General features: G+C 57.9%; 26 protein-coding genes and 1 riboswitch. Of the genes, 3 read left to right on the top strand and 23 right to left on the bottom strand.

Annotated features, from left to right (window positions below; genetic code table 11):
• Nucleotides 1–6: 6 nt before the first annotated feature.
• The gene (locus NI000_RS28490; RefSeq protein ID WP_253414739.1) at nucleotides 7–384 is read right to left on the bottom strand and encodes an arsenate reductase family protein; all 378 of its coding nucleotides are present in this window, start codon (nucleotides 382–384) and stop codon (nucleotides 7–9) included.
• A 165-nt stretch (nucleotides 385–549) separates the two neighbouring features.
• On the opposite strand from NI000_RS28490, the gene NI000_RS28485 reads away from it, so the two are divergent.
• Nucleotides 550–1,290, top strand: a complete 741-nt coding sequence (locus NI000_RS28485; RefSeq protein ID WP_253414738.1) for a YdcF family protein — start codon at nucleotides 550–552, stop codon at nucleotides 1,288–1,290.
• Between the two features lie 73 nt (nucleotides 1,291–1,363).
• Here the strand turns inward: NI000_RS28485 and NI000_RS28480 are convergent, their stop codons facing one another.
• The 21 genes from NI000_RS28480 to NI000_RS28380 form a co-directional block, all read right to left on the bottom strand.
• Nucleotides 1,364–2,425, bottom strand: a complete 1,062-nt coding sequence (locus NI000_RS28480; RefSeq protein ID WP_253414737.1) for an RluA family pseudouridine synthase — start codon at nucleotides 2,423–2,425, stop codon at nucleotides 1,364–1,366.
• Nucleotides 2,422–2,991 carry a cob(I)yrinic acid a,c-diamide adenosyltransferase gene (locus NI000_RS28475; protein WP_054976183.1) on the bottom strand — a complete coding sequence of 190 codons (570 nt, stop codon included), beginning with the start codon at nucleotides 2,989–2,991 and terminating at the stop codon, nucleotides 2,422–2,424. The genes NI000_RS28480 and NI000_RS28475 overlap by 4 nt, the downstream gene beginning before the upstream one ends.
• Entirely contained in the window at nucleotides 2,988–5,750 is a 2,763-nt protein-coding gene (locus NI000_RS28470; RefSeq protein WP_253414736.1) for a cobyric acid synthase, read from the bottom strand. The genes NI000_RS28475 and NI000_RS28470 overlap by 4 nt, the downstream gene beginning before the upstream one ends.
• An 18-nt stretch (nucleotides 5,751–5,768) precedes the next feature.
• Nucleotides 5,769–6,605, bottom strand: a complete 837-nt coding sequence (gene cobS, locus NI000_RS28465) for an adenosylcobinamide-GDP ribazoletransferase (RefSeq protein WP_253414735.1) — start codon at nucleotides 6,603–6,605, stop codon at nucleotides 5,769–5,771.
• A complete protein-coding gene (gene cbiB / locus NI000_RS28460) occupies nucleotides 6,584–7,564 on the bottom strand; it encodes an adenosylcobinamide-phosphate synthase CbiB (RefSeq protein ID WP_253414734.1) in 981 nt (326 codons plus the stop codon). Before cbiB ends, cobS begins: the two co-directional genes overlap by 22 nt.
• 282 nt (nucleotides 7,565–7,846) lie before the next feature.
• Nucleotides 7,847–8,392: a bifunctional adenosylcobinamide kinase/adenosylcobinamide-phosphate guanylyltransferase gene (cobU, locus tag NI000_RS28455; protein ID WP_253414733.1), complete on the bottom strand. Its 546-nt coding sequence runs from the start codon at nucleotides 8,390–8,392 to the stop codon at nucleotides 7,847–7,849.
• A 29-nt stretch (nucleotides 8,393–8,421) separates the two neighbouring features.
• On the bottom strand, nucleotides 8,422–9,504 hold the full coding sequence (gene cobT / locus NI000_RS28450; protein WP_253414732.1) for a nicotinate-nucleotide--dimethylbenzimidazole phosphoribosyltransferase: 1,083 nt from the start codon (nucleotides 9,502–9,504) through the stop codon (nucleotides 8,422–8,424).
• On the bottom strand, nucleotides 9,501–10,283 hold the full coding sequence (locus tag NI000_RS28445; RefSeq protein WP_253414731.1) for an ABC transporter ATP-binding protein: 783 nt from the start codon (nucleotides 10,281–10,283) through the stop codon (nucleotides 9,501–9,503). Before NI000_RS28445 ends, cobT begins: the two co-directional genes overlap by 4 nt.
• A 171-nt stretch (nucleotides 10,284–10,454) precedes the next feature.
• On the bottom strand, nucleotides 10,455–11,495 hold the full coding sequence (locus tag NI000_RS28440) for a FecCD family ABC transporter permease (protein ID WP_253414730.1): 1,041 nt from the start codon (nucleotides 11,493–11,495) through the stop codon (nucleotides 10,455–10,457).
• A 1-nt stretch (nucleotide 11,496) separates the two neighbouring features.
• Nucleotides 11,497–12,522, bottom strand: a complete 1,026-nt coding sequence (locus NI000_RS28435) for an ABC transporter substrate-binding protein (RefSeq protein WP_253414729.1) — start codon at nucleotides 12,520–12,522, stop codon at nucleotides 11,497–11,499.
• 180 nt (nucleotides 12,523–12,702) lie between these two features.
• Nucleotides 12,703–12,904: riboswitch (cobalamin riboswitch) on the bottom strand.
• Nucleotides 12,905–12,960: 56 nt separating this feature from the next.
• Nucleotides 12,961–13,554 (bottom strand): hypothetical protein, encoded by a 594-nt coding sequence (locus tag NI000_RS28430; RefSeq protein WP_253414728.1) that lies wholly within the window; start codon nucleotides 13,552–13,554, stop codon nucleotides 12,961–12,963.
• A gap of 49 nt (nucleotides 13,555–13,603) precedes the next feature.
• Entirely contained in the window at nucleotides 13,604–13,873 is a 270-nt protein-coding gene (locus NI000_RS28425; RefSeq protein ID WP_054976192.1) for an aspartyl-phosphate phosphatase Spo0E family protein, read from the bottom strand.
• A gap of 135 nt (nucleotides 13,874–14,008) precedes the next feature.
• Nucleotides 14,009–15,202 (bottom strand): aminotransferase class I/II-fold pyridoxal phosphate-dependent enzyme, encoded by a 1,194-nt coding sequence (locus tag NI000_RS28420; RefSeq protein WP_301292732.1) that lies wholly within the window; start codon nucleotides 15,200–15,202, stop codon nucleotides 14,009–14,011.
• A 16-nt stretch (nucleotides 15,203–15,218) separates the two neighbouring features.
• Nucleotides 15,219–15,695, bottom strand: a complete 477-nt coding sequence (locus NI000_RS28415) for an Lrp/AsnC family transcriptional regulator (protein ID WP_173426612.1) — start codon at nucleotides 15,693–15,695, stop codon at nucleotides 15,219–15,221.
• Nucleotides 15,696–15,977: 282 nt separating this feature from the next.
• Complete coding sequence (locus NI000_RS28410; protein ID WP_253414727.1) at nucleotides 15,978–16,280, bottom strand: hypothetical protein; 303 nt, start codon at nucleotides 16,278–16,280, stop codon at nucleotides 15,978–15,980.
• Between the two features lie 155 nt (nucleotides 16,281–16,435).
• On the bottom strand, nucleotides 16,436–17,365 hold the full coding sequence (gene cysK / locus NI000_RS28405) for a cysteine synthase A (RefSeq protein ID WP_253414726.1): 930 nt from the start codon (nucleotides 17,363–17,365) through the stop codon (nucleotides 16,436–16,438).
• Nucleotides 17,366–17,437: 72 nt separating this feature from the next.
• A complete protein-coding gene (locus NI000_RS28400) occupies nucleotides 17,438–18,748 on the bottom strand; it encodes an MFS transporter (protein ID WP_253414725.1) in 1,311 nt (436 codons plus the stop codon).
• 127 nt (nucleotides 18,749–18,875) lie between these two features.
• Nucleotides 18,876–19,385, bottom strand: coding sequence for a hypothetical protein (locus NI000_RS28395; protein WP_253414724.1), 510 nt, complete (start codon nucleotides 19,383–19,385; stop codon nucleotides 18,876–18,878).
• Nucleotides 19,386–19,583: 198 nt separating this feature from the next.
• On the bottom strand, nucleotides 19,584–20,006 hold the full coding sequence (locus NI000_RS28390) for a DUF350 domain-containing protein (protein ID WP_054976197.1): 423 nt from the start codon (nucleotides 20,004–20,006) through the stop codon (nucleotides 19,584–19,586).
• 91 nt (nucleotides 20,007–20,097) lie between these two features.
• On the bottom strand, nucleotides 20,098–20,778 hold the full coding sequence (locus tag NI000_RS28385; protein ID WP_253414723.1) for a PspA/IM30 family protein: 681 nt from the start codon (nucleotides 20,776–20,778) through the stop codon (nucleotides 20,098–20,100).
• 180 nt (nucleotides 20,779–20,958) lie between these two features.
• Nucleotides 20,959–23,346, bottom strand: coding sequence for an endonuclease MutS2 (locus NI000_RS28380; RefSeq protein ID WP_253414722.1), 2,388 nt, complete (start codon nucleotides 23,344–23,346; stop codon nucleotides 20,959–20,961).
• A gap of 193 nt (nucleotides 23,347–23,539) precedes the next feature.
• Between NI000_RS28380 and NI000_RS28375 the strand changes: the two genes are divergently transcribed.
• Nucleotides 23,540–23,908 carry a phage holin family protein gene (locus NI000_RS28375; protein ID WP_253414721.1) on the top strand — a complete coding sequence of 123 codons (369 nt, stop codon included), beginning with the start codon at nucleotides 23,540–23,542 and terminating at the stop codon, nucleotides 23,906–23,908.
• Between the two features lie 59 nt (nucleotides 23,909–23,967).
• Here the strand turns inward: NI000_RS28375 and NI000_RS28370 are convergent, their stop codons facing one another.
• Nucleotides 23,968–24,585 carry a LysE/ArgO family amino acid transporter gene (locus NI000_RS28370; RefSeq protein ID WP_253414720.1) on the bottom strand — a complete coding sequence of 206 codons (618 nt, stop codon included), beginning with the start codon at nucleotides 24,583–24,585 and terminating at the stop codon, nucleotides 23,968–23,970.
• 157 nt (nucleotides 24,586–24,742) lie between these two features.
• On the opposite strand from NI000_RS28370, the gene NI000_RS28365 reads away from it, so the two are divergent.
• Nucleotides 24,743–26,200: an aminotransferase-like domain-containing protein gene (locus NI000_RS28365; RefSeq protein ID WP_253414719.1), complete on the top strand. Its 1,458-nt coding sequence runs from the start codon at nucleotides 24,743–24,745 to the stop codon at nucleotides 26,198–26,200.
• Nucleotides 26,201–26,265: the final 65 nt, after the last annotated feature.

Below are 26,265 nucleotides of genomic sequence, written 5' to 3'. Positions count from 1 at the left end.
CAAACCTTACGATTCGTTCCCCCAATTTTCCTCGTACAGCTCCGGCTTGAAGCCGACCGTCACCCGCTTCCCGTCCGTCGCGACCGGACGCTTGATCAGCTTGCCGTTCGATGCGAGCAGCTTCATTTTCTCCTCGTCGTTCAGCTGCGGCAGCTTGTCCTTGAGCTGCATCTCTTTATACACTTCGCCGGATACGTTAAACCACTTTTTGATGTCCAGCCCGCTTTGCGGGATCAGCGTCCGAAGCTCCTCTACGGTCGGCGGCTGCTCCATGATGTGGATTGCCTCCACTTCCCATCCGTGCTCTTTGAGCCACTTCAACGCGCTCCGGCAGGTGCTGCAAGCAGGGTATTGAAAAACTTTGATCGATTTGCTCTTGCTCATGATTTCTCTCATCCTTATCCTATCCTAAAATGGTTAACTATGACATGAATTCATTATACCGATGAACCGGCGGGTCCTGCAAATCGCCGCCAGTGCGGTTAAAGCTTGAAAAAGGGCGGCCAAGCGCAGATAATGGAAAAGAGTCCCATAGGAGGAACTTAGGCCATGATTTATGTTCTTAAATTCATTTACAGTTTCTTGATGCCTCCCGGCTGCTTCGTTCCGCTGCTGCTCCTGATCGGATGGTGGCTTTACGCCCGCGTCCGCCGCTCGGCCGGCATCGTTCTGTTCACCTCGGCCTGCCTCGTCTATTTGCTCTCGATCCCGCTTGTCGGCGAAACGGCACTGCAATCGGTCGAAAGTCGTTATTCGCCGCCGGCCGTCCTGCAGGGCGACGTCTACGTCATGCTGACCGGCGGAGCGGTGTCGGGGACCCCGGACGTAAACGGTACCGGTCACTTGAGCGGCAGCACGCTGCACCGTGTCGTCGCGGTAGCCGAGCTGTACGCCGCCAAGCCGCTGCCGGTCATCGTCTCCGGCGGGCAGGTGTATGCCGATACGGCCAACGAGGGCCAATTGGCCCGGAGCAAGCTTATCGCGCTGGGCGTTCCGGCCGATGCGATCCGTTTGGACGACCGGAGCCGCACGACTCAAGAGAACGCGCGATACTCGAAGCAGCTTTTGGACGAAAGCGGCTGGAAGCGGCCGATTCTTGTGACGTCAGCTTTTCATATGCCGCGCTCGGTGAAGCATTTTGCCGCGCAGAACGTTCAGGTCGTTCCTTATCCGGTCGATTATAAGATCAGCCGCGGCACAGACTGGACGGGAAGACTGTGGATTCCGACCTCGGCGGCCACGGACGATCTGAGCCTCGCGGCCAAAGAGTATTTGGGGCTGCTTCAGTAACGGACGAAACCGAAAAAATCCGCTCGTTTCCCGGAGAGTGTTTTAATACGCAGGAACGGCGGATTTTTTATGCTTAATGTGTAGCCTCGGACTGCTCTAATTGCCTAATGCAGCGTTCCATATCCGCCGGCAGCGGCGCGTGAAATTCCATCCGCTGGCGCGTTGCGGGATGCGTCAGCCCGAGTGTGCAGGCATGCAACGCTTGACGCTCCATCCCATAGTCCGGGGCGGGCGAAACGGCCTGCCCGCGGTCGGCTTCGGGTATGCCCTCGGCTAATGGCGCCGAAGCTCCATGCCACTGTTGCGCACCGCTGGCTTCCGGGCTTCCTCCCTCCACAGCCGCCTTATCCGCCTCGTCCGCCGTTCCGCCGGGACCGTACATCTTATCGCCGAGCAGCGGATGGCCAAGATGCCGCATATGCACGCGGATCTGGTGCGTCCGCCCCGTCTCCAGCCACAAGCGCACGAGCGTCGCTTCGCGAAATCTCCGCTCCACGCGGTAATGCGTGACCGCCGGATAGCCCGTTGGCGTGACGATGCGGACATGCGGCGCAAGCGGATTGCGATCGATCGGCGCGTCGACTGTGCCTTCGTCGCTGTCGATTGCGCCGTGAACGAGCGCGACGTATTCTTTCTTTAACCCGTGCGCCTGCATTTCCTCCGAAATTTGCTGATGCACGTAAGGATTTTTGGCCACGGCTAGCACCCCGGACGTCTCCTGATCGAGCCGGTGCACGGGGCGGAAGCGGAAGCTGACGCCCTTTTCCCGCCAATAATGAACAACGCCGTTTGCCAGCGTATCCGTGTAATGTCCGTGCGTCGGATGCACGATCATCCCGGCCTCTTTGTTCAGCACCAACAGCTCATCATCCTCATACAAAATGTCAATCGGAAGCGGCTGCGGCAAAATATCGTCCGACGCTTCCATCTCCATCCGCGCGGCGACCCGGTCTCCGGCGCGTACCTTTACATCGATATATTTGCGTTCCCCGTTGACCGTAATGCCCTGCTCCGTCAGCTTCAGCCGTGAGAGAAGCTTGCGGGATACGCCCATTCGTTTTTGCAAAATCGTCCTCAGCACCATGCCGTCGTCTTCTGTCGGAACGATATATTCCAGCGGTTTATAATAGCTCATGACTTGCGTCTGAACACCTCGGCGCTCCGAATATATTCCACGTCGCCGTTTCCGGCCCGATGATTGGCGACCCGGGCGACCGTAAAGAACAAGTCCGACAGCCGGTTCAAATAACGGCGCACCTCTTCGTTGATCGGCTGCGTACGCGCGAGCGTGACGACCCGGCGTTCGGCGCGGCGGCATACCGTCCGGCATACGTGCAGCGCCGACGACGCCTGGCTCCCGCCTGGAAGGATAAAGCGTTGGATGTCCGGCGTCTCCGCATCGTATTTGTCGATCCACGCCTCCAGCCGGTCCACCATCTCGGCCGTCACCTTATACGGCCGCAGCTCCTGCTTCAGCAGCGCCAGGTCGGAGCCGCAGTCGAACGTCTCGTGCTGGATTTGCAGCAGATCGGCGAGCAGATCCGCATCGCGTTCGGCATCCAGAAACCCCATCGCCTGACCAATAAAGCAATTCAGCTCGTCGACCGTGCCATACGCCTCGACGCGGACATCGTCCTTATCTACGCGCCCTCCGATCACACCGGTTTTCCCGGCATCGCCCGTTCTCGTATAAATTTTCACTGGAATCCCTCCCGGCCTTTATTCCACCCTATCATCTCATACAATCGTTCCATATCCAAGTGTTCCCGCACATGGTCCGCGAGCCGGTCGAAGGCCGCCTCCCGGCGTTCCTGAAAGCGAAGCTCCGCTGGCAGCGGCTCCAGTCCTTTCGCGGCGCGAATCCGGTTCAGCCACGCGCGGCGGAAATCGTCGTTATGCAAAATGCCATGCACATACGTGCCCCACAGCCGTTCGTCCGCACAGACCGCACCGTCCGGCGACGAACCCGATTCGTCGGATCCGGTATCGGGATGCGATAACTCGAACGGGTGGTCGATAGGCCGCAAAAACGAAGTCACGCCCATGTGAATCTCATAGCCCTGGATTTCAAACGCCTGCTCGGGATCGGCATACAGCCGTGTCGTACCTGCGGCTCTTACAGTCCGTTTCTCCGCGGCAAAGACGGTTTGCGTCGGGAATAAGCCGAGTCCGTCGAGCACCGGTTGGTCCGATTCGACCGCATTCGGATCAAGCAGTTTCTCCCCCAGCATCTGATACCCCGCGCAGATGCCCGTCACCCATCCACCGCTTTTGGCAAAATCAAGCAACTTCCGGTCAAGACCGCAGTCGCGAAGGTACAAGAGATCGTCGACGGTATTTTTGCTGCCCGGCACGATGACCGCATCCGGGGAGCCGAACGTCTCCGCCGTATCCACGAAACGGAGCCGGACATCGCGCTCGTATTCCAGCGGATCAATATCCGTAAAGTTGGACAGGCGCGGCAGCCGGATGACGGCGATATCGAGCATGTCTTCGGACAGCGCTGTATCCGTGCGGCCTAGAGCGCCCTCCGCCAGCTTTCGTTCTAGCGACGCCGAATCTTCGTCCTCCAGCCCAAGCTGCGGCAAATAAGGAATAACGCCCAGCACCGGCTTGCCCGTCCGCTTCTCCAGCCATTCGATCCCCGGCGTAAGCAGCGTAACGTCGCCCCGAAACTTGTTGATGATAAAGCCCTTCACCCGGCCGCGCTCCTCCGGCGACAAAATGTCCAGCGTCCCGACGAGGGAAGCGAACACGCCTCCGCGGTCGATATCCGCCACGAGCAGCACCGGGGCGTCCGCCCATCCGGCCAGCCGCATGTTGACGATATCCCGGTCTTTCAGATTCACCTCGGCCGGGCTGCCCGCCCCTTCGATCACGACAGCGTCATAGGCTTGCCGCAGACGGGCGAGCGCTTCCTTCACCACCGCCTCGGCTTCCGGCAAATATTTTTCCCGGTAAGTCCGCGCATCCAGGTCACGGTAAGGCTTGCCGTGAACGACCACTTGCGAGACCATGTCTTTTTTGGGCTTGAGCAGAATCGGGTTCATGTCCGTCGTCGCCGGAATCCGGCAGGCATCCGCCTGCATTCCCTGCGCCCGGCCGATTTCTTTGCCGTCCGGCGTCACGTAGGAGTTGAGCGACATGTTTTGCGATTTGAACGGCGCCACGCGCAAGCCGTCCTGCAGCAGGATGCGGCACAAAGCCGTCGTCAGCAAGCTTTTGCCGACATCAGAGGCGGTTCCCTGCAGCATGAAGGTCGGAGCGAGCTTTAGTGATGCGGAATCCGCCCCATCGGACGAGAATGGATCGCCGCTCTGCGAGTCTTCCGCCCTCCGGGCTGCCGCGGCATCTTCGCCCGTCGTCGCTTGCTCTCGCGCTTCGAGCAATTCGGCAATCGACTGCCTAAGGCCGTCCAACAGTGCTTCGTTCTGCTCCCTCAGCTTGACCGCCACCCGGCAGTACGTTTCGTCCAGCCCGGGAAACAGCGAGGCATCCCGGATCAAAATGCCCCGCCGCCCCATTGCCGCTTGCAGCGCCCGCACATCGAGTCCCAGCGGCCGCAGCGAAAACAGCACAAAGTTCACATCGCTCTCGTACACGGTCAGGCCGAGCGATTGCAGCCCGGCACGCAATCGATCCTTCTCTTCCTTCACCCACTCCAGCGTCCGGCGCGCAAACTCCCGCTCCTCCAGGACGGCCGAGCCGATCCACTGGGATAAAGCGTTTACGCTCCACGGCACCTGCAGCCGTTTCATCTCGCGGATTTGCTCCGGATGCGCCACCACGTACCCGAGACGAAGTCCGGGAATCGAATAAAATTTCGTCATTGAGCGGATGACGGTCAAGTGAAGACTTTGCGCCGCAGCGCGGGCCAGCGTCAGCTCCTCCTCACGCGGGCAAAAATCAAGAAACGCCTCATCGATAATGGCCGGGATTTCTCCTTCGGCCAACGCCTGCACCACATCATCCGGCAGCAGAAGCCCGGTCGGATTGTTCGGATGGCCGAGAAACAGCAGATCGCACCGGTCGGCAGCCGCCTGTACATCGGCGAGTCGAAGCGCAAAACCGTTCGCTTCATCAAGCGGGATGTCGACGATACGCCCCCCGATTTTTTCGACAGCTTCCTCATATTCGGCAAAAGATGGACGAACCAGTCCCGTTACCCGGGGACGGCGCACTCGTACTGCCAAATCGATTAGCTCCGCCGCCCCATTGCCGACGAGCACGCATTCGACCGGAACGCCGTGCTTGGCCGCCAGCTTGCCGGTCAGCTCCCGCACCGCCGGGTCCGGGTAATGGACGACCTCCTGCCATTGCTCGGCCAAAATGCGTCCTACCGCCTTTGGCGGTCCGAGCGGATTCATGTTCGAGCTAAAATCGACAAACCGCTCCCGCGGCTTGCCGAAAGCTTCCGCGGCCGTCCACAAATCGCCGCCGTGTCCGTATCGTTCCAGCATCGCAACCTCTCCTATCCCTTAAATCAACACAAGCACGAGCAGCAGAGCCGCTTCCAGCAATTCGTTCATCGCGCCGTACGTATCGCCCGTCAGCCCGCCCAATTTCCGGTGAATCGAAACGCTCATCAGAACACCCGTTCCCATCGTCACGGCGAGCAAAATACCTACTATACCTACCATATGCCAAAACGGAAGCGTAAGCCCTCCAAATGCTTCTCCCGCCGCAACAACGACTAACGACAGCAGCAGCCCCACCAGCCCCGAGCCTGCGGCATGCCCGGCTCCGACACCGCGAAAAAAGCCGCCCATTCCGCTCCCCGCCTGCCGCGCATACGGCCAGCAGGCTATCGCCACGACCATGTACCAACGGCTCCACAGCGGAACCAGCGCCAAGAGGAGCCACAGATTCCCCTGACTGCCGGTTGCCGCAGCAAGCAGCAGCTCCGTCAGCAGCGACAATTTCAGCAGCAGCACCAGCACGGCGGCGATGACGCCCATCGCACCAACCCGGCTGTCCTTCATGATTTCCAGCATTCTCTCCCGCGAACGGTGGCTCAAGATGCCATCAGCGGTATCCATCAGCCCGTCGAGGTGCAGCGCCCCGGTGAGCAGCACCCAGATCCCGAGCAGCAGAGCGGCTGCCGGCAGCGGAGGCAGCACACGGGCCAGCAGCAGACCGGCTGACGCTGCGATCAGCCCCAGCACCAGGCCGACAAGCGGATAAAAAACGACGCTCCGCCGAAACAAAGCGTCGTTATAGTCCAGCTTCACCGGTACGGGCAATCGGGTTAAAAATTGAAACGCAGCCGCGCAGGCTTCGCCCCAAAGCCGCATCAAACGAATAAAAGCGCGCACAGCAATCCCCCCGCAATGACGTAACTGACGCCGTACAGCATGCGCACGGTCCGCTTAATATCTTCTCGCGTGTGCTCCCGCAGCGGCCAGCCCATCCGCGCCCGCTCGCTTGTCCGGCCGTGATAGACGTTCACGCCCCCAAGCTCGATGCCGAGCGCACCAGCCACCGCCGACTCCGGAATCCCACTGTTCGGACTCGGATGCAGCCTGGCAAACTTCAGGACAGCTTTTGCCGCACGAACGGCATCCAGTCCTGGACTTGCAAGCGCAACCAAGACGAGCAGCCCTCCGGTCAGCCGCGCCGGAATCCAGTTGAGCACATCGTCGAACCGGGCCGAGGCCCAGCCGAAGTGCAGGTACTTGTCATTTTTGTAGCCGACCATCGAATCCAGCGTATTCGCCGCGCGGTACAGCATCGCCAGCGGAGCTCCGCCGAGCAACGCAAACAAGATCGGCGACACGACGCCGTCTACGATATTTTCAGCGACCGTCTCTACGGTCGCCCGCGTAATCTCCGGCTCATCCAGCCGCGTCGTATCCCGTCCGACGATATAGCCGACATATTTACGCGCTTCATCCAGACGCCCTTCGACCAGTGGGCGGTAGACCGCCATAGCCGCATCCTTCAGTCCTTTGATGGCGATCGTGGTCGAAATGAACCATGTGTTCACCGCATAGCCGAGCCACGGATGCACCTGCGACGCAGCCCAGACGATCAAATACATCGCGCCGAACGCTAGGCCTACCGTCGATGCGGTAAGCGCAATGCCGCGCCAGCGTACAGCCCATTTGCCGTGAACGCCTGCCGACTGCGCCCCGTCCGGCCACAGCCGCTTTTCCACGGCGGAAATCCACCGCCCGATCCAGATCACGGGATGCGTCAGCCAGCGCCATGACGGGTCGCCGAGCACCCAATCGATGACGATGGCGGCCAGCACCATTGTTAGCGTTTCACTCATACTTTGGTGGGTGTATCTCTTTGTTCGCTCCGCTTGACTTCGTCAAAAGTCGCTCTCAAAGAGATACACCTCCTCCCTATAAAAGACTAAAAAGCTTGACGCGCCGCCTTGTAGAGCGCTTATTTTTCATGCGCTGCCGGCGGCGGGCATGGAGCCGGGCATGATTCTTGGTTCGCTCCGTTGACTTCGTCAAAAGTCGCTCCCAAGAAAGCGCACCCGCTCGGCCCCAAAACCCAAAACCAAAACCTAAAAACCTAAAACCTTAAAACTTAAATATAACTGCTACAGTTTAAAAGCCATGCTCTTGAGTTCAAGAGGAATGCCGGAGGCGACAAGGAATACCTGATCGGCCTCGCGGGCAAGACGCTGGTTCATGCGTCCGGACAAATCGCGGAAAATGCGGCCGAGCTTGTATTCCGGCACAAGCCCGGCTCCGACTTCGTTCGTCACGAGAACGGTCGGCTGCTTCACCGCCGCGAAGACGGCAGCCAGGCTGTCGATCTTCGCTTCGAGCTGCGCTTCCGCATCCGGCTCCTGTTCCAGCCGCAGCAGCCAGTTGGACAACCAGAGCGTGAGGCAATCGACGAGCACGACCGGTGCCGACGAACGTTCAAGCAGCTCCGCCAAGGCAAAGGGCTCCTCGGCCGTCGTCCAGCGAAAGCCGCGCTCGCTGCGCGATTGGCGGTGCAGGTCGATGCGCCGCCGCATTTCGTCGTCATACGCTTGCGCGGTTGCGACGTATAAGCCCTCATGGCCCAGCACCGCCGCGTACCGCTCGGCGAACCCGCTTTTGCCGCTGCGCGCCCCTCCGGTTACAAGCACTTTCATCGGCGCGCTCCCTTCCCATTGACCGGCATTCATACGCCTTCCCGTTCCGATGCGCCCGTAACTCCGGCATCCGCGAAGGTCGCCATCTCCTTCATAATGCGGACCGCCGCTTCGATCATCGGGAATGCCAGCACCGCGCCGGTGCCTTCACCCAGCCGCATATCCATGCGAAGCATCGGCGTCAAGCCGATCTCCATAAGCAAGCGCTCATGGCCCTGCTCCTGCGAGAGATGCGACGCGATCATATACGACACGCTGAGCGGCGCCAGCCTTGCCGCAACCAAGGCCGCGGCCGACGAGATGAAGCCGTCGATGACGACGGGGATGCGGCACTGTGCCGCACCGAGAATAAGGCCGACCAATCCGGCGATCTCGAGGCCGCCTACCTTGGCGAGCGCATCCATCGGATCGGAAGCGTCCGGCCGGTTCATTTCAATCGCCCGACGAATGACCGCCTGCTTGTGCCGCAGCCGCTCGTCGTCGATTCCGGTTCCGCGTCCGGCCGCAGCCGCGGGATCGGTCGCTCCGAGCACAGCCAGCAGCGCCGAGCTGGCCGTCGTATTCCCGATGCCCATCTCGCCGGTAGCGAGCAGCCGATAGCCTTCGCCCGCCAGCTCCTGGGCTATTTCCACGCCGACCATGACCGCGGCTTCCGCCTCGGCCCGCGTCATCGCGGGTCCTTTCGCCATGTTGGCCGTTCCCATGCGAATCTTGCGCGAACGCAGCAGCGGATGCGACAGCTCGGCGTTGACGCCGATGTCCACGCAGACGACATCCGCCCCGGTCTGCCTTGAGAGCACATTGACGGCCGCTCCGCCGTTCAGGAAGTTGAGCACCATCTGCGGCGTCACCTCCGCCGGAAAGGCGCTAACCCCTTCCTCGCATACGCCATGATCTCCCGCCATCACGACGACGGCTTTTCGCGTCAGCTCCGGCATCACCTCGCCGCGAATACCTGCGAGCTGCTTCGCGATTTCCTCCAGCCTTCCCAGGCTGCCGGGCGGCTTGGTCAATTGGTCCAGTCTGCGGGCCGCCTCTTCCATGATCCCCGCATCAAGCGGCCGAATGTCCGATAGCACTTGTTGTAACCGGCTTTGATCCGTCACGGTCATTCCCCTTTTCCGAGCAAAATTTGCGGCACGCCGCTGTCCGGGTGCCGAAGCACGTACGGACGCGTGCCGTATACGTTCTCCAAAAGATTGGCGCGCAGTACGTCCTCAGGCGTACCGATTCCGGCTGCCTCCCCGTTATAAAGCAGCATAAGCCGATCGCAATACTGCGCGGCCAAGTTCAAATCGTGCAGCACCGAAATGACAGTCATCCCGCACTCCCGCTGCCATTGACGGACCTTGTCCATCAGGTCCACCTGGTACCCGATATCCAGAAAGGTCGTTGGTTCGTCCAGCAGCAGCAGCTTCGGCTCCTGCGCCATCGCTTTACCCAGCGCCACCCGCTGCCGCTCGCCGCCGCTCAATCCGTCGACCGTACGCTCCTCCAAAGGTCTGAGCTTCAGCCAATCGAGAATTCTCTCGATTAAAGTGGCCGTATCCCCAGGCTCGTCTCCCAACCAGTTCTGGTACGGGTAACGGCCCATCTCGACGATCTCGCGCACCGTGAACCCGAGCGGCGGCAGCGCATCCTGATGCAGCACGGCGAGCTGCCGGGCCAGCTCTTTGCGGGAGACGGCTTCCACCGGACGACCGTCCAGCTTTACCGTTCCGGCGTCAGCGCGCTCGGCACCGGATATCATATGCAGCAGCGTCGATTTTCCGCTGCCGTTCGGACCCAGAATGCCGAACCATTCGCCCGGCTCCACCGAGAAGCCGATCTGTCGAAGCACCGGCCTGCCGCCGAACGCTTTGGCCGCCTGCTCCACTTCCACCCGTATCACCCGTTTCGCTTCCCCTTTCCGGAAATCCTATAAATGAGGAGCGCCGTATCAACGGACTTCCTCCGGTCGCCGTTGTCTTCAACTATCTTGAACGACGCCCGCTTCCGCCGAAACCAGTCCCCTCCGCGCGCCGTTTGATTGACTCGGACTTCAGACGCAGCGGCTCCGGCTTCATCCTTCCCGAATCGCCCGCTTTCTCCGCCGCAGCAAATAAGCGAAGAAGGGTGCCCCCATAAAAGCCGTGACGACCCCGAGCGGTATTTCCGTCGGGCTGAGCAGCGTTCGCGCAATCATATCCGCCAAAACGACATAGATCGCGCCTCCGATAAGCGACAACGGCAGCAGCAGACGATAGTCCGGGCCGACCAGCAAGCGCAGCAGATGCGGCACCAGCAGGCCGACAAAAGCGATGACGCCTGACACGGATACCGCAGCCGCCGTAATCAAAGTGGAAGCGATCAATACGATAAGCTTCGTCCGTTCCACATGAACGCCCAGATGGGCTGCCTGCCGCTCGCCAAGAGCAAACAGATTCATGGCCCGACCGAAACCGAGCAAGATCGCCGCTCCGACGGCCAGATAAGGAAGCAGTATAAGCGAATAAGACCATCCGCGCAGCGCCAGGCTGCCCATCATCCAAAATACGATTTCATTAATGACCTGCTTGGACATCGAGACCATCAGCGAAACGAACGAGCCGAGAAACGCCTGCATCACGACGCCGGACAAAATGACCGTTTCCATCCGCAGCTTGCCTTCCGTCCGGGCGAGCAGCAGCACCGCGCTCAGCGTGAGCGTCCCTGTCGCAAACGCGACAACCGGGACGCTCCATTCCCCGAGCAGCGAAAACTGCAGCCCGAACAAAATCAGGAAGGAAGCCCCTACGGATGCCCCCGACGAGACGCCGAGCGTATACGGGTCGGCAAGCGGATTGCGCAGCACACCCTGAAATGCCGCGCCCGCCAGCCCAAGCGCTGCCCCCACCAGCAGTCCGAGCGCTACCCTGGGCAGCCGCACCTTCCATATAATTTGCTCCGACGCCATGCTCCAAGTCTCGGGGATGTACTCGCCGGGCCATGGAAGCTGGTGCAGGAGGATCCCCCACACGTGCCCGAACGGCACGCGAACCGAACCGACGGACAGGGCAGCCGTCGCGGACAGCAGAAGCAGGACAATAGCGCCTCCGCCCCATATCCACAGCTTACGCTTCATTTTATTTCACCAGATCCGGATAAATCCCTTTGGCGATCTCCACGAGCCCGGCCGTAATACGCGGCCCCGGACGGCTGATCAAATCTTTATCGACACCGGCCAGCTTGCCGGACCGGACCGCTTCGATTTTGTCCCAGCCGCTGCGTTCGCGGATCAACTGGTCCATCGGCTTTTTCGACTTGTCGTCAATAATGCCATTGGGGTAAATGATCACCTGCGGATTATCCGCGATGACTTTCTCTTCGCTGATTTGAACATAGCCCTTTTCACTGCCGGCTACATTGATCCCGCCGGACAGCGTGATCAATTCGTCGATAAATTCGCCTTTGCCGACCGTCCAGCCCGGGGAAAACTCAATGAACACCTTTTTCTTCTGCTCCGGCTTCAGATCCTTCACGGCATCCACGACCTTCTGACGGTCGGCTTTCATCGAATCAACGAGCTTTTGCGCTTGCTCCTGACGGTCGAAGATTTGCCCCATCATCAGCAGATTGTTCATCACGTCGTCCAACGTTTTCGGCTCGACCTTGAACAAGTTGATTTTAAGCTCGCGCAGCTTGTCGACCACCTGCGGCTTCATCGACACCCCGGTCATAACCAGATCCGCATTGGCCCCGATCAGCGCTTCTTCATTCGGCTTGACGATGCTGCCCATCTTCGGCTTCGACTTCGCCTCCGCCGGATAATCGCAGAAGTCCGATACGCCGACCATTTTATCTCCGAGCCCCAGAGCGAAGAGCGCTTCCGTTTCGCTCGGCGAGGTCGATGCGATCCGCTCCGGCGCCTTCTCAAAAACGAACTCCTTGCCCGTAGCATCCTTCACCTTCAAAGGATACGACGTTCGCTTGGCGGACGCTGCGGCTCCTTCCTGCTTCGTACCGTCGGCCTTCGGCGGATTGGCAAGCTCTCCCTGCCCCGGCGTCTTCGCCGCGCTTCCGCAGCCGGCCAGCGATGCGGCCAACGCCAAGCTCAAGATCGCAGCTAACCATCGTTTGCGTAGAACCTTCGTTGTAAGTTTAGCTTTCATCTTCCTTGTCTCCTCTGGATATATGGTATATTTTGTTTCTGCCTAAAACGAAAAAGGCCCTTCACCCCGGGAGCATCCCCGGGGCAAAGAGCACAGACGGACCGCCGCCCGCGATCCGCCTGTCCAAAGACGGCACACCGCTGGCCGGCTGCCCGATTCCGCTCCTTTTCCTCGAAGGACGCTTCGCTTGCCGTTCGGGCAGGTTTCCTGGCTTACGGGCTTCCTTCCGGAGCTCCCCGCCTTCCCGCTTTGTATCAAGCAGTGGCGTACCGGAGAGCATTCGCCCGTTCACAGTGGCGGGACCGCGCCGGATTCGCACCGGCTTCCCTTTTAACTTGCAAGCTTCCATCCGCCCGCAAGCACCCGAACTGCTATTCGATTATCCGCTCGCCGACGGCTTTCCATGGGCTTCTTTCCCCATCCAGCATCACCGAACGATTACTTTTGCGCAATGATTTTTAACACTTGCTTTGCTTTTTCCGGGTCCGGAGCATTCTCCGGAATGAACGCGAACAAATCCTTGCCGTTCAATTGAAGCTCCTTAAACCAAAGGGACTTCTCCATTGGGATGCCGTACAGATGCTTCTCCTTCTTGCCGCCTACGGGAATTTCTATGACGCCCTCCGCAAAATCCTCCGGCTTCGCCACGTCGTCAAGCGACACGTATCCGCCCTGCTGTGCCATGCCCTTGAACTGCTCGGCAGGAATAATCAACACCCCGTGCCCTCCGGCGGCAATTTCGACCATCATTTTCTCGAGCGAAAACAACGGCGACGTCACGATTTGCACGGTGGGCGTCTGTCCGATTTTGCTCTGCAGCGACGCTTGAAGCTTTTCCCCGATTTCCGTCGGAACGCCGCTTTTCCCCATCAAAAACACCGTCACGTCCGCCTTCGGTCCTCCGCAGCCCGCGAGCACGAAGATCAGCAGCAAACCGAGAAGCCATCTCCTTCTCATCGTCCCTTTGTCTCCCCCTCTAACCGTGCCGCCGGATTCCAGTCCCCGCGGCTCTCTATCCTTGTATCTTACCATGCCGGGGCTGCGCTTTCAAAGCTTTTCCGACAAAGCAAAAAAGGACCGTTCAACGACGGTCCCCTTTAGGACGATTCATATATTCATTGATCTTGATATCGAGCTGCATGCTGATTTCGACAACTTGGGGAGACGTAAGGCTGTTCCCGTTCTGTACAAGCTGTTCCAGCTGACGCCGGAGCTTGTAAATGTCATCTTCCAGCGAAACGGCGGATGAGGCCTGTTTTCTTTTTCCAAAAGTCCACTTGGCCTTGTGCTCGCTGTCGCGAATCCAGCCGACGTTCAAATATTGCCGGAGCTGATATTCCGGAAAAGCCATCCCCATCCCTCCCACCGGGTCGTCGTCATCAGACTTAAGCTGACAAGTTTTTATAGGTAAGTCATAGATTTAAACCTTTTATACCTATAAGATACCAGTTTTTGGGGGATTTGAAAATGATTTATTTTGACGAAATTACAACTTTTTTATGAAATTTCCAATCCTGTCGATTGCTTCTGTCAATTGATTGACCGATGTCGCATACGAGCAGCGGATAAAGCCCTCTCCGCCGAGACCGAACACGTGCCCGGGCACCGCTGCAACCTTGGCCTCAAACAGCAGCCGCTGGGCGAATTCCTCCGAACTAAGTCCCGTGGACTGGATCGAAGGGAAAGCGTAGAACGCGCCCTGAGGCTCATGGCACTGCAGGCCGATCTCCCGGAAGCCATGGACGACCAAACGTCTCCGCTGGTTGTAGGACTCGACCATCTTGTCCTTCTCCTCCATCCCGTTCGTGAGCGCTTCGAGCGCAGCCACCTGTGCCATGGACGGAGCGCACATCACGGTGTACTGATGGATTTTCAGCATCGCCGATATGAGGTCCTGATGCCCGCAAGCATATCCCATCCGCCATCCGGTCATGGCGAACGCCTTGGAGAAGCCGCTCACGAGAATCGTGCGGTCCCGCATGCCGGGCATCGATGCGAAGCTGACATGCTTTTGCTCGTAGGTGAGTTCCGCATAGATTTCGTCGGAAATGACGATCAGATCGTTCTCTTCTACAATTTTCGCAATCGGCAGCCAGTCTTCGTACGTCATGATCCCGCCGGTCGGGTTGCTCGGATAGCACAGGATAAGCACCTTCGAGCGGGGCGTAATGACCGCTTTCAGCGCTTCCGGCTTCAGCTTGAACTGGTCCTTGGCGAACGTTTCGATTCCGACGGGAATGCCGCCGCTGATCCGCGCGATCGGACTATAAGAAATGTAAGTCGGTTCCGGAATCAGAATTTCGTCTCCCGGAGCGATCAAAGCGCGCAGCGCAAGATCGATGGCCTCGCTGCCTCCAACCGTCACCATGACCTCGTCCGACGGCTCGTAGAGCAGTTGGAACGATTCGTACAAGTACTCCGCAATCGCCTCGCGCAGCTCGAGCAGGCCGGCGTTGGGCGTATATTTCGTATTGCCGCGCTCCAACGAATAAACGCACGATTCCCGGACATGCCAAGGCGTGTGAAAATCAGGCTCCCCGACGCCAAGAGAAATAATATCTTTGCTCCCGCTTACCAAGTCAAAAAACTTGCGAATCCCCGAAGGCGGAATTTCCTGCACGAGCGGCGCCAAATACCCGTGCATTGACTTGACCTGCTGTACCTGTTTTGACTCAATCATTGCTTTTCAGCGTCCTTTACGGCGAGATTAAAAGACGGCGGTCATCCTCATGATCTTCAAAGACGATTCCGTCTTGCTTGTATTTTTTAAGAATAAAATGCGTTTTGGTCGAAAGCACCCGGTCGATCGGAGACAGCTTGTTGGAAACGAACGACGCCACTTCCTTCAGCGTCTTCCCTTCGATTTCCACCAGCAGATCGTAAGCCCCCGACATCAAATAAACCGATTTGACTTCCGGATATAAGTAAATGCGCTCGGCAATCGCGTCGAAGCCCCGTCCTCGCTCCGGCGTAATCTGCACCTCGATCAGGGCGGTGACCTTCTCATTGTCCACCTTGGCCCAGTTGACGACCGTCGCATATTTGACGATAACGTTCGCTTCCTCCAGCTCGCGGATCGCTTCCGCCACTTCAGCTTCGGACGCCCCCAGCATAGTCGCAATCAGAGCCGGCGTACGTCTCGCGTCTTCCTTCAGCAGCTCGATGATTTTCATTTTGAATTGTTCCAATGACAACGCCCTCCTACTAGTTATACGAAGCAAACGGCCTCACCCGGCGGATCCACCGTGAGCCGGGAAGCCTGCGGGGTCGCAGCCTCGCAACGAGTGCCGGAACCGATGGCTTATTACTCCATATTACACCCGTCAGCCACGCTTTGGCAAAGTAAAATTATGCGGGCTCGCTTTCCCGCGGCTAACGGAAGCCCTCTTCCCATGCATAGCAAAAAAACCTCCGAAACCCATTCGGAGGTCGATAACGGTTTATGGCAGCCCGTATCAGCAATGGCAGTGACTCTCTACCGGGGAAACGGCCAGCAGTTTGCGCATATAGGCTTCGATTTCCCGCCGTTCATACCCGGTCCTGATTTTGCATTCGAACGCTTGCTGTCCGATGTCGTCGCTTACCAGCCGCCCGAGGCCGACCAGTACCCCTTGATCATAGGCCGCGATGACAGGGCCTCCGTCGCATAAAGCTTCGTAAGCCAGCGGCCGGCGTTCGCCGGTCCGTTCGGACACGGAGTCGATCAACTGCTGAAACTGCGCTTCGCCCGGAAGCTCGTTATGCAGCGCGATTTTCATCCTTGGTTCCCTCTCTTCCATACTGCTTTTCGGTGTCGAGATTGATCTCTATTGATTATTATACATTTAATTGCATATTTATTCAACATTTCCGACGGAGTTTACAAAATAAAAAAGGCCTGCCCTTATTGGACAAGCCTGTCTTCACTATCGGATCAAAAAATACCCATGCTCAAATACCGCTCCCCGGTATCCGGCGCAATGCACAGCACGCGCTTGCCGCGGCCGAGCTTGCGGGCGATTTGAAGTCCCGTCCATACCGACGCTCCGGCGGACGGGCCGACCAGAATGCCTTCGAGACGCGCCAAGTCCCGCGTCGTTTGCAGCGCATCCTCGTCCGATACCTGCACGATTTCGTCATAAACGCCGGTGTTCAAAATTTTCGGCACGAAGCCGGGGCTGGTGCCTACAAGCTTATGCGGTCCCGGCTCGCCGCCCGAAAGAACCGGAGAGCCTTGGGGCTCGACGACGTAAATTTGCACTCCCGGAAGCTTCTCGCGAAGCACTTCGCCCGTGCCTGTAATCGTGCCGCCCGTACCGGCGGTCGCGACGAACGCATCGAGCCGCCCTTCCATCTGCTCGATGATTTCCAGCGCCGTCGTCGTCCGGTGAATGTCCGGATTTGCCTTATTCTCAAACTGCTGCGGGATGAAGCTGTTCGGAATTTGCGCCTGCAGCTCCACCGCCTTGCGGATCGCGCCGGGCATCCGCTGCTCCGCGGGCGTCAAGACGACCTCCGCTCCGTACGCTTTCAGCAGGTTGATCCGCTCTTTCGTCATGTTGTCCGGCATGACCAGAATCGCCTTGTAGCCCTTGGCCGCGGCGTTCATCGCCAGACCGATCCCGGTATTGCCGCTGGTCGGCTCGATAATCGTCGCGCCCGCGCCGATCAGGCCGTCCTTCTCCGCCTGCGCAATCAAGTTGAATGCCGCGCGGTCCTTGACACTTCCGCTCGGGTTGAAATATTCCAGCTTCACATACAGCTCCGCATCGTTTTCCTGAACGAGCCTGCGGATGCGCACGGCCGGTGTATCGCCGATCAGCTCCGCAATGCTGTTCACCATTTTTCCGGTAGTCCTCTTCATGCTGCCTGCCGCTCCCTTCCCTATCCCTCTTATTTTATCGGGAAGGTATGGTTTTAGCAAGCTAGCGGGAGTTCACGCCATCTCCGCTTTGCGCATCCAATACCATACGGCAAGCGGCGAGCTGCCGATGCCGAGCAGTAACCAGTTCATGGCGGCGGGCGACTGGGTAAATGAAACGACGGCAATAAACACAGCGGTGCCGAGCAATCTGCCCGTATTCAGCGCCAGCTCCCGCATGACGATATATTCCTCCCTCTTCTTCACGCTCTCCTCCTCCCGCCCGATGAGGTCGAAGACGATAGAGGTCATGGGAATGCCATACAGCGGGTAAAAGACGGCCGCGCCCACCCCGAACAGCAGCAGCGTAAAGAAATTGACTTTCCAAAAAAACGGCAAAATGACAAGCACCAGCATCACCGCGCCGAGCAGCATCGCTTTCCCCCGAAACCGGGGCTTCAGCAGCTTGCCCGCCACCAAAAAACTAAGCAGCGCTACCGCGGAAGTGACGAGCGAGAAATTGCCCAGCGACATCTCGCTCCCCGTATGAACATACACCAGCAGTCCGATCATGAAGCCGAATACACCCTCCCGGACGCCTTGGGCCGCCAGCGCGAGCCCGACCTTGCGCCAAGCCGTATCCTGGTATCTTAAGCACCGCCAGGCGAGAAACCATTCGTAGGTCCCGGACGTTTTGCGCTTTTTCAGGAAAAAGCTAAAAATCACCCCGACCAGAAACACAATCAGCGACAAGGTAAAAATGAGCCGATACCCCGTCGCCGCATGCAGCCGGACAATCAAAAAACCGGAAATCCAAGGCGCGATCATCCCGGCGCCCGATCCGAGCAGGCCCGCCCATCCGTTGAACCTGTCGCGGTCGTCAGGGCCCGTCACCTCGAAGTAGACGACGTTGAACGCAAGCCAGAACAAGCCCGATGACAGGCCCTGTATGGCTCCGAGCAGCACGAAATAGTCTGCCGCCCTCCCTCCGAACCAAAGCACCAGCATGTAAAAGACAGCCGCAACCGCAACCCCCGTGCGCAAGCAGTTCATTTTGTTATGCTCTTTGACCCATTTGCCCGCAATCCAGAACGTCAGCGCCATCGTCAGATGATGAATGAGCGAAAACCATCCGATGACCGTAAAATCATGCTTCGCTTTCCATAGATACACGTTGACGAACGTGCCGGACAGGGCGTTGGCCGCGGCAAACAAGCCGTTCACCGTCAGCAGAAGCCGCGATTGCCCCGACAATGGGCCGCCTTTTTTCTTCTTCGGCTTTCCGCCGGCCGGGCCTGCCTGCTCAACGTCCCGCCATCTGTGCTCCCCCGCACGATCCTTGCCTCGCACCCAATCGTGCGGAAAATGTTTAGCTCCGGAATGCATGCTCTCACCTTGTATCCGTAATGTCTTAGTTAAGCTTCCCTGTTCGGCGGAAATCATGAATGAAGGCCAAAAAAAGGAACCCGAAAGCCGGCAAAATGCCTGCTCCGAATTCCTTTTTTAGCAGATCTTAATTTTTGGCTCCATGCTCCCGAAGCTGCTCGACCAACGCGAGCCGGTCCGTTTCCGCCAGCTGCCGCTCGACTTTGAAGCAGGACGGGCACAAGTAAACCTGAACGCTGAATGACGCTTGCAGCAGCGGCTTGCCAAGCGCCGGATGCACGAACGGAACAAAGGCCTTCGAAGCCGGTTCAGTGCCGGCCAGCAGCATAAAGCTGTGGCAGGAAGAACATTCTGGCGCCTCCTCTTGACTGTCCAGAAGCTGCTGAACGCCTTCCCCGTAATCGTCTGCCAGCTGCAGTTCCTCGTCCGACAGCTCCAGGTCGTCATCCAATTCTTCCTCATCGTCATACTGGATGCCCGAATCGGAACTCTCCACCTTTAGATTAATGCTCCGGTAATCGCCCAGCTCGTTGAAGCAGTGCGGACATTCCTCTTCCGGACCGATTTCCGGATCCCATACAATCTCCGTATGGCACCACGGGCAAACCTGATTCTCTGATTGCGACAAACGCGTCATCCCCCTTAGCGGCGGCGGGTGAAGGTCTGCTTTACGCCTTCACGCTATGCAAATTTAATAAAATAGTAAACGCCCGCGCCCAAAAAAACAAGCGCAAGCGCAAATAAGGTGCCCCATAAATATTTCACAAGGACTCTTCCTCCTCCGGTCTTGAAGAACGATCCGATTCTGGCCGGCCCTCTTCGCCGGCCCCCGGCATCAGGTCACGCTAGCGCCGATAACATAGGACAACGATACCGAAATCACCATGGATAGAAAGCCTACGGCCCGGTTGTCCTTCTGGATTTGTTCGTCGATTTTGAAATACGGCGTCAAAAACTCAAAAATAAAATAAGCCGCCAGCAGAAGCAAAAAGCCATACCCTGCCCAAATCAACGAATGCAGCACCGAATCGTTATTCAAGATCGCAAAACGGAACAGGTTGCATATCCCGAATATTTTGCCCCCGGTCGCCATCGCTACCGACAAGTTGCCGTTCTTGATCTCGTCCCAATCCTTATACTTGGTGACAAGCTCGAAAATCACCAAAAAGACAATCAGCGCCAGCACGGCGATCGAAAAAAATGCCAGCGTCTCAACATAAGGGTTGCTCAACAAAAAATCTACCTCTTTATCCGCCATAATCGATCCGCCCTGCCTTTCGCCTCAATCAAGATGAGTTTTTAACACTGAAGAGACTGAAGGCGTCAGGCCTTCAGTCTCGTTATGTCGCTTACTCTGCTTGCTTCTTGGCCGCCAGCTTCGCACGAAGCGCTGCCAGTTCATCGTCGACGCCGTCGTTCTTGCTGAGCGCTTCGAACTCGTCGTCGAGGCTCTTGTCTTTGAAGCGCAGCTCGTTGCTCGCTTCGGCTTCCGCTTCAAGCTGCATTACCTTTTGGCTCATCCGGTCGAAGCCTTTCGCCGCATTGTCGGTACCGAAGCCGGTCATCGCCTGGTTGATTTGCTTTTGGGCTTTGGCCGCTTCCGCACGGGCAACCAGGATGTCCTTTTTGTTCTTCATTTTGTTGAACTCGTCCTTCATCTCGGACAATTGGTTGCGCAGACGGTCGGCGTTGGCTTTCGCCGTATCGTATTGCTGCTTCATTTCGTCGTAGCGCAGTTGATGCTCTTTCTTGTCCTGCAGCGCGCGGCGGGCCAAATCCTCGTTGCCGGATTCCAGCGCTTTGAGCGCTTGTTCCTCGCGTTTTTGAACCATTTCTTGCGCTTCCTCGTACTGCTGCTTGAACTTCTTCTCGATCGCGATTTGCTTGGCAACCGCCGACTCGGCTTCCAAAATATCTTCTTCCATATCCCGAAGGAATTGATTGAGCATTTTTACCGGGTCTTCCGCTTTGTCCAGAAGATCGTTAATCGAAGCCATAGTCATATCACGCAGTCTTTTGAAAATTCCCATGTTAAAATTCCTCCTGTACGTTTGTTTAAAATAATATCGCTTCAGCCTGCAGAGCTTCACAAACATCGATGCTTACACTCGTATATACGGAAGATGCGGGCCGGAGTTTCAATTGTCGAATAAAATTTTTTCAAAGGATAAGTGCGGTCCCGCTGCGACCGAAGGAAGAGCGGGCTTCTTCTATTTCAGCTCGGCTACCGTGACCCCTGCGCCGCCTTCGTTGTAAGCTCCCATTCGGAAGCTCTTGACGTGCTTATGCTTGCGCAAAAACTCTTGAATGCCGGTCCGCAGCACGCCGGTGCCTTTGCCGTGAATGATGAACACCTGGCCGAAATTGGCCAAGTACGATTCGTCCAGGAAGCGGTCCACTTCGATGATCGCCTCTTCCACATTGGCCCCGCGCAAATCCAGCTCCATCTTGGCGTTCTCGTCGCGCGTCCGCTTCAGGCTGGAAGTAGCCTGCTGCTGCGGCTTCTTCTGGGCAGAGGCTTGCTTCAGCAGCTCCAGGTCCGCTTTGTTCACTTTCATCTTAAGAATGCCAAGCTGCACGGTCACTTCCGTCTCGCTCACCACTTCGACCACGTGTCCCCGCTGGCCGAGATTCGTCACCAGCACTTCGTCGCCCGGCTCGATCCGGTCGGCTTTTTTGCGCTGTGTACCGGACTTGGACTTGCTTCGGAGCTCGGGAGCAGCATCGTTCATCCGCCTTTTCAGCTCGCTGAGCTTGTGATCCTTCACTCCGCCGGCTTCCTCGCGCTTGATTCTGCGGAGCTCGGTGATGATCTCATCGGCTTCGCGGCGGGCTTTCGCCACCGCCTCCTGCGCCTCGCGCTCCGCACGCTCGAACAGCTTATCCTTCTGCTCCTCGAAGCGCCGGCGTTCGGCGGCAAGCTGCTCGCGCAGCGTTTCGACTTCGCGGCGGTTGCGCTCCGCCGATTCGCGCTCGGCCTCGGCCTGCAGCCGGTTCTCTTCGAGCGTGGCGATCATCGATTCGACGCGCTGATCCTCCTCGCCGACCTGGCCGCGGGCATGGTCGATGATGGTTTTCGCCAGACCGAGGCGCTCCGCAATCGCGAACGCATTGCTTCGCCCGGGAACGCCTACAAGCAGCCGATACGTCGGACGCAGCGTTTGCACGTCGAACTCCATGCTCGCGTTGATGACGCCCTGCCGGTCGAAGGCATACGCCTTCAGCTCGCTGTAGTGCGTCGTCGCTATGATGCGGCAGCCCATCCGGTGCATATGCTCCAGGATCGATATCGCCAGCGCCGAGCCTTCCGCAGGGTCGGTTCCGGCCCCAAGCTCATCGAGCAGCACAAGGCTCTTGGGCGTCATTTCTTTGAGAATCCGGATGATATTGGTCATATGGCTGGAGAACGTACTGAGATTTTGTTCGATGCTTTGCTCGTCTCCGATATCCGCAAAGATCGCATCGAACACGCAAAGCTGGCTGCCTTCCTCAGCCGGAACGAACAGCCCTGCCATCGCCATGAGCGACAGCAGACCGATTGTCTTGAGCGAGACAGTCTTGCCGCCCGTATTCGGTCCGGTCACAATGATCGTCGAATAACGGTTGCCCAGCTCCACGTCGAGAGGAACGACCTTTTCCGCGGGAATGAGCGGATGCCGTCCACGTTTAAGCTTGATGAAACCGCGGTCGTTGAGCAGCGGTAGCGTCGCTTTCATCTCGCGCGCGACGCCTGCCTTGGCGAAAATAAAGTCAAGCTCCGTCAGCGACTCTACGTTGACGAGCAGCGTATCCGCGCTATCCGCTACGAGGGCAGACAGCATGCGGAGAATTTTTTCGACCTCTACCTCTTCTTTCAGCTTTAATTCACGCACGCGGTTGTTCATTTGCACGACCGCTTCCGGCTCGATAAACAGCGTTGCCCCCGAAGCCGATTGATCGTGGATCATGCCGCCGAAATGACCGCGGTATTCCTGTTTTACGGGAATGACGTACCGGTCTCCCCGGATCGTTACCAAATTGTCCTGCAGCATCTTTTGAATGGACGGCGTCCGCACCATTTGTTCCAGCCGCTCGCGGGCTTTCGATTCGCTCGACCGCAGCTCTTGACGGATTTTCAGCAGCTCCGGGCTCGCGGTATCCATGACCTGCGCGTTCTCGTCGACGCACCCGCGAATCCGTTCTTCCAAATCCTTATGGTCCGTCATCGGCTCAAGCAGATCAAGCAGCATCGGAATGCTGTAATCTTCGTTCGTCGCTTCCAGAAACCTGCGCAGCCGGCGCCCGCCTTGACTCGTCATCGCAATATCCAACAGCTCGATCGGGTTTAGCATCCCGCCGATCCGCGCCCGATGTACTGCAGCGCGGATGTCGCGGATACCGCCAAACGGCGCTCCGCCCTTCAGGCGGTCTACGTTGACCGCTTCGTCGGTCGCCTGCAGCCTGCGCTTCACTTCATGAAAATCGCCGCTCGGTTCAAGCTCTTCCACCCGGCCTTTGCCGAGCGATGTCGCGGCATGGTTCGCGCAGCGCTCAAGCACCGCCCGGAAATCCAGCGTCGCCAATATTTTTTGATTGTATGATGTCTTGTTCGTATTCATCGCTTTCGTTTTAGAAACCTGCCTTTCTTACCGGAAAAAGCTCTCCATTGTTATTATATCCAAGTCCGGGTAGTAAAGCTAATGAATTTCCGCTAAGGATTGCCATTCATAAAGCCAAAGACTTGGGAAAACCTATAAGGTGCACCGAAAGCGTTTGACGAATACCGCAAAGACACGAAGGAGGAACTGCACGATGCACTTGCTTGGACATCTCGTCAGGTTTATCGTTTCCGCCTTAATGCTGCTGATTGTCAGCTGGATCGTTCCCGGCTTTAAGGTCGGAGGCTTCTGGAGCGCCTTTTTCCTGGCGTTGGTTATCGCGATCGCGGCATGGGTAATCGAAGGAATCTTTGGAAGAAGGATCACTCCGTTCGGCCGGGGGATTGTCGGTTTTTTAACAAGCGCGCTGGTCATTTGGCTCGCCCAGTTTATCGTGAGCGGCGTATCGACAAGCATTATCGGTGCAATCCTGGCTGCCTTGGTTATCGGAATCATCGACCTGTTCATTCCGGTGAAAACGCCGTTTGAGCAAGGCCGTTCCGGTCGTGAGAACGCCAAGTAAGCGAGTCGGCCGCAGGCAAGAGCGTCTGCGGCCGATTTCTTCATTTTCACGGAAAATAGTCATACAAATAACGAGTAAATCAAATAACTTGCCGTCCCCCACATCATCAGAGCCGATGTCCGGTTCAACCAAGCATGGAACCGCCCGGAAGCATCCAGCTTTCCGGTGATCCGCCCGACGCCGGCCATCCCGATAAACCACAGCCACGATACGACGATCGCCGCTGCGGTAAACCCGACTTTGTCTGCTCCCGTATAGTTCAGTGAGCTCGTTCCGATCACGCCGACGGTATCGAGAATCGCATGAGGGTTAAACAGAGAAATCGAGACGGTAAAGGCGATTTGCTTCGAAATCCGGAACGATTCGGGCGAGCTTTGAACGGACGGTCCCGAAGCCGATGCGGCTTTCCAGGCGTTCCAGCCCAAGTAGAGCAAAAATGCGGCGCCCGCGATGAGCAATACCGTCTTGACCCAGGCAAACGCCAAAATAACGACGGAAACCCCTAAAACGGCGGCCAAAATCAGTATCGTGTCGCACAGAGCCGCTGTGACCGAAGCGGACAGCGCAAGGACGAACCTCCGCTGAACAACCCCCTGCTGGAAAATAAACAGGTTTTGTACCCCCAATGGGAGAATCAATCCTAATGCTAAAACAAATCCGTGCAGTACCGCTTGCATGCTCTCTCCTCCTGAAACTATCTGAATAAATCCGGTCTTCATCCATCATACCTCCCCCGGCGGAAAAGTCTTCAACCAAACGGTTGGTAGAGTACCCAACCAAAACAATCTTTGTTACAATCGGAGTAACCGACTTCGTACGGAGGGATGGCCGCTTATGTACCGCATCGACTGGCAGCCGGACGATAATTCGCCGCTGCCGCTCTATTTGCAAATCAAAACCTATATGAAACGCAAAATCGAAAACGGCGAGTGGCCGGTCGGCAGCCGCATCCCGACGCAGCGACAATTGGCCGAGGCGCTCAGCGTCAACCGGTCCACAGTCGTTACGGCGCTTCAGGAGCTAATCGCCGACGGGCTGCTTGAAGGTGACGGCCGCCGCGGCACGAAAGTGGTGAACAATCCGTGGTCCTTGCTGACCTCCCGCACCCCGCCCGACTGGGATTCATATGTCCAGGCCGGCTGGCACCGGCCGAATCTGCCGACCATCCAAATGATCAATGAGACGGAATTTCAAGCCGGGATGATCCGTTTAAGCACGGGAGAGCCGTCTCCGTCGCTGTATCCGCAGCCGCTGCTCGGGGAGGTGTTCGGACGTCTTGCCTCCCGCATTCACACGCTCGGTTACGAAGAGCCGCGCGGGTTGCTGCCGCTGCGGGAGCAGCTAAGCCGCCACCTGCAAGCGCTCGGTATCCTTGCTTCTCCGGCCTCCATTCTGATCGTCTCGGGAGCGCTGCAAGCCCTGCAGCTTATTTCCCTCGGGCTCGTCAAACCGGGAGCCACCATGATCACGGAGAGCCCCTCCTACCTGCATTCCCTGCATGTATTTCACTCCGCCGGGGTCAGGTTAGCGGGGCTGGAGATGGATTCGGAGGGCATTCGCATTCGCGGTTTGACCGAACTGAAGCCCCAGCCGAACCGGATGCTGTATACGATTCCGTCCTTCCACAACCCGACGGGCATCGTCATGTCGGAGCGGCGGCGTGTCGAGCTGCTGCGGGAATGCGAGCGGCTGCAGCTGCCGGTGATCGAGGATGAAGTCTATCGCGAGCTATGGCTGGACGCCCCACCGCCTCCGCCCTTAAAAGCGCGCGATCCGAGCGGGCTCGTCCTTTACTTGGGAAGCGTCTCCAAGACGGTCGGCCCGGGTCTGCGCACGGGCTGGATCGTCGGACCGGAGCCGGTTATCCGGCGGCTTGCGGATCTCAAAATGCAGACCGATTACGGGTCAAGCTCGCTTTCCCAATGGGCGCTGACGGAATGGTTCGAACGCGCCTTTCATGAAGAGCATTTAAGCCGGGTACGTACGGTATTAAGACAAAGACGCGACGATGTGTTGGACATGCTGCAGAAGCATTTGTCGGGGCTTGCGGTATGGAATGTACCCGCCGGCGGCTTTTACATATGGCTGCGGATCGTGCCTCCGGTCTCCATGAATGCGCTGTTTACACGTGCGCTCCAGGAGGGCATCTTGTTCAACCCCGGAACGGTGTACGACTCGCTCGGCGGCCCCTACATCCGGCTCTCTTATTCCTTCGAATCGGCGGAACGCCTGAATTTTGGCCTTCGGAAGCTTGCCGGACTGATCCGGGAACTGAGCTCTCAACCAAGGTAGAGTCGACAGGGAATGACACGATGTTTTCATATTGTTGTCACCGCTCCGACACAGCCATAAGGCCA

Source organism: Paenibacillus tyrphae, assembly GCF_024158745.1.
Taxonomy (GTDB): domain Bacteria; phylum Bacillota; class Bacilli; order Paenibacillales; family NBRC-103111; genus Paenibacillus_G; species Paenibacillus_G tyrfis_A.
Note: the sequence above shows the minus strand (reverse complement) of the source record. Positions and strands in the feature narration are given on the sequence as shown.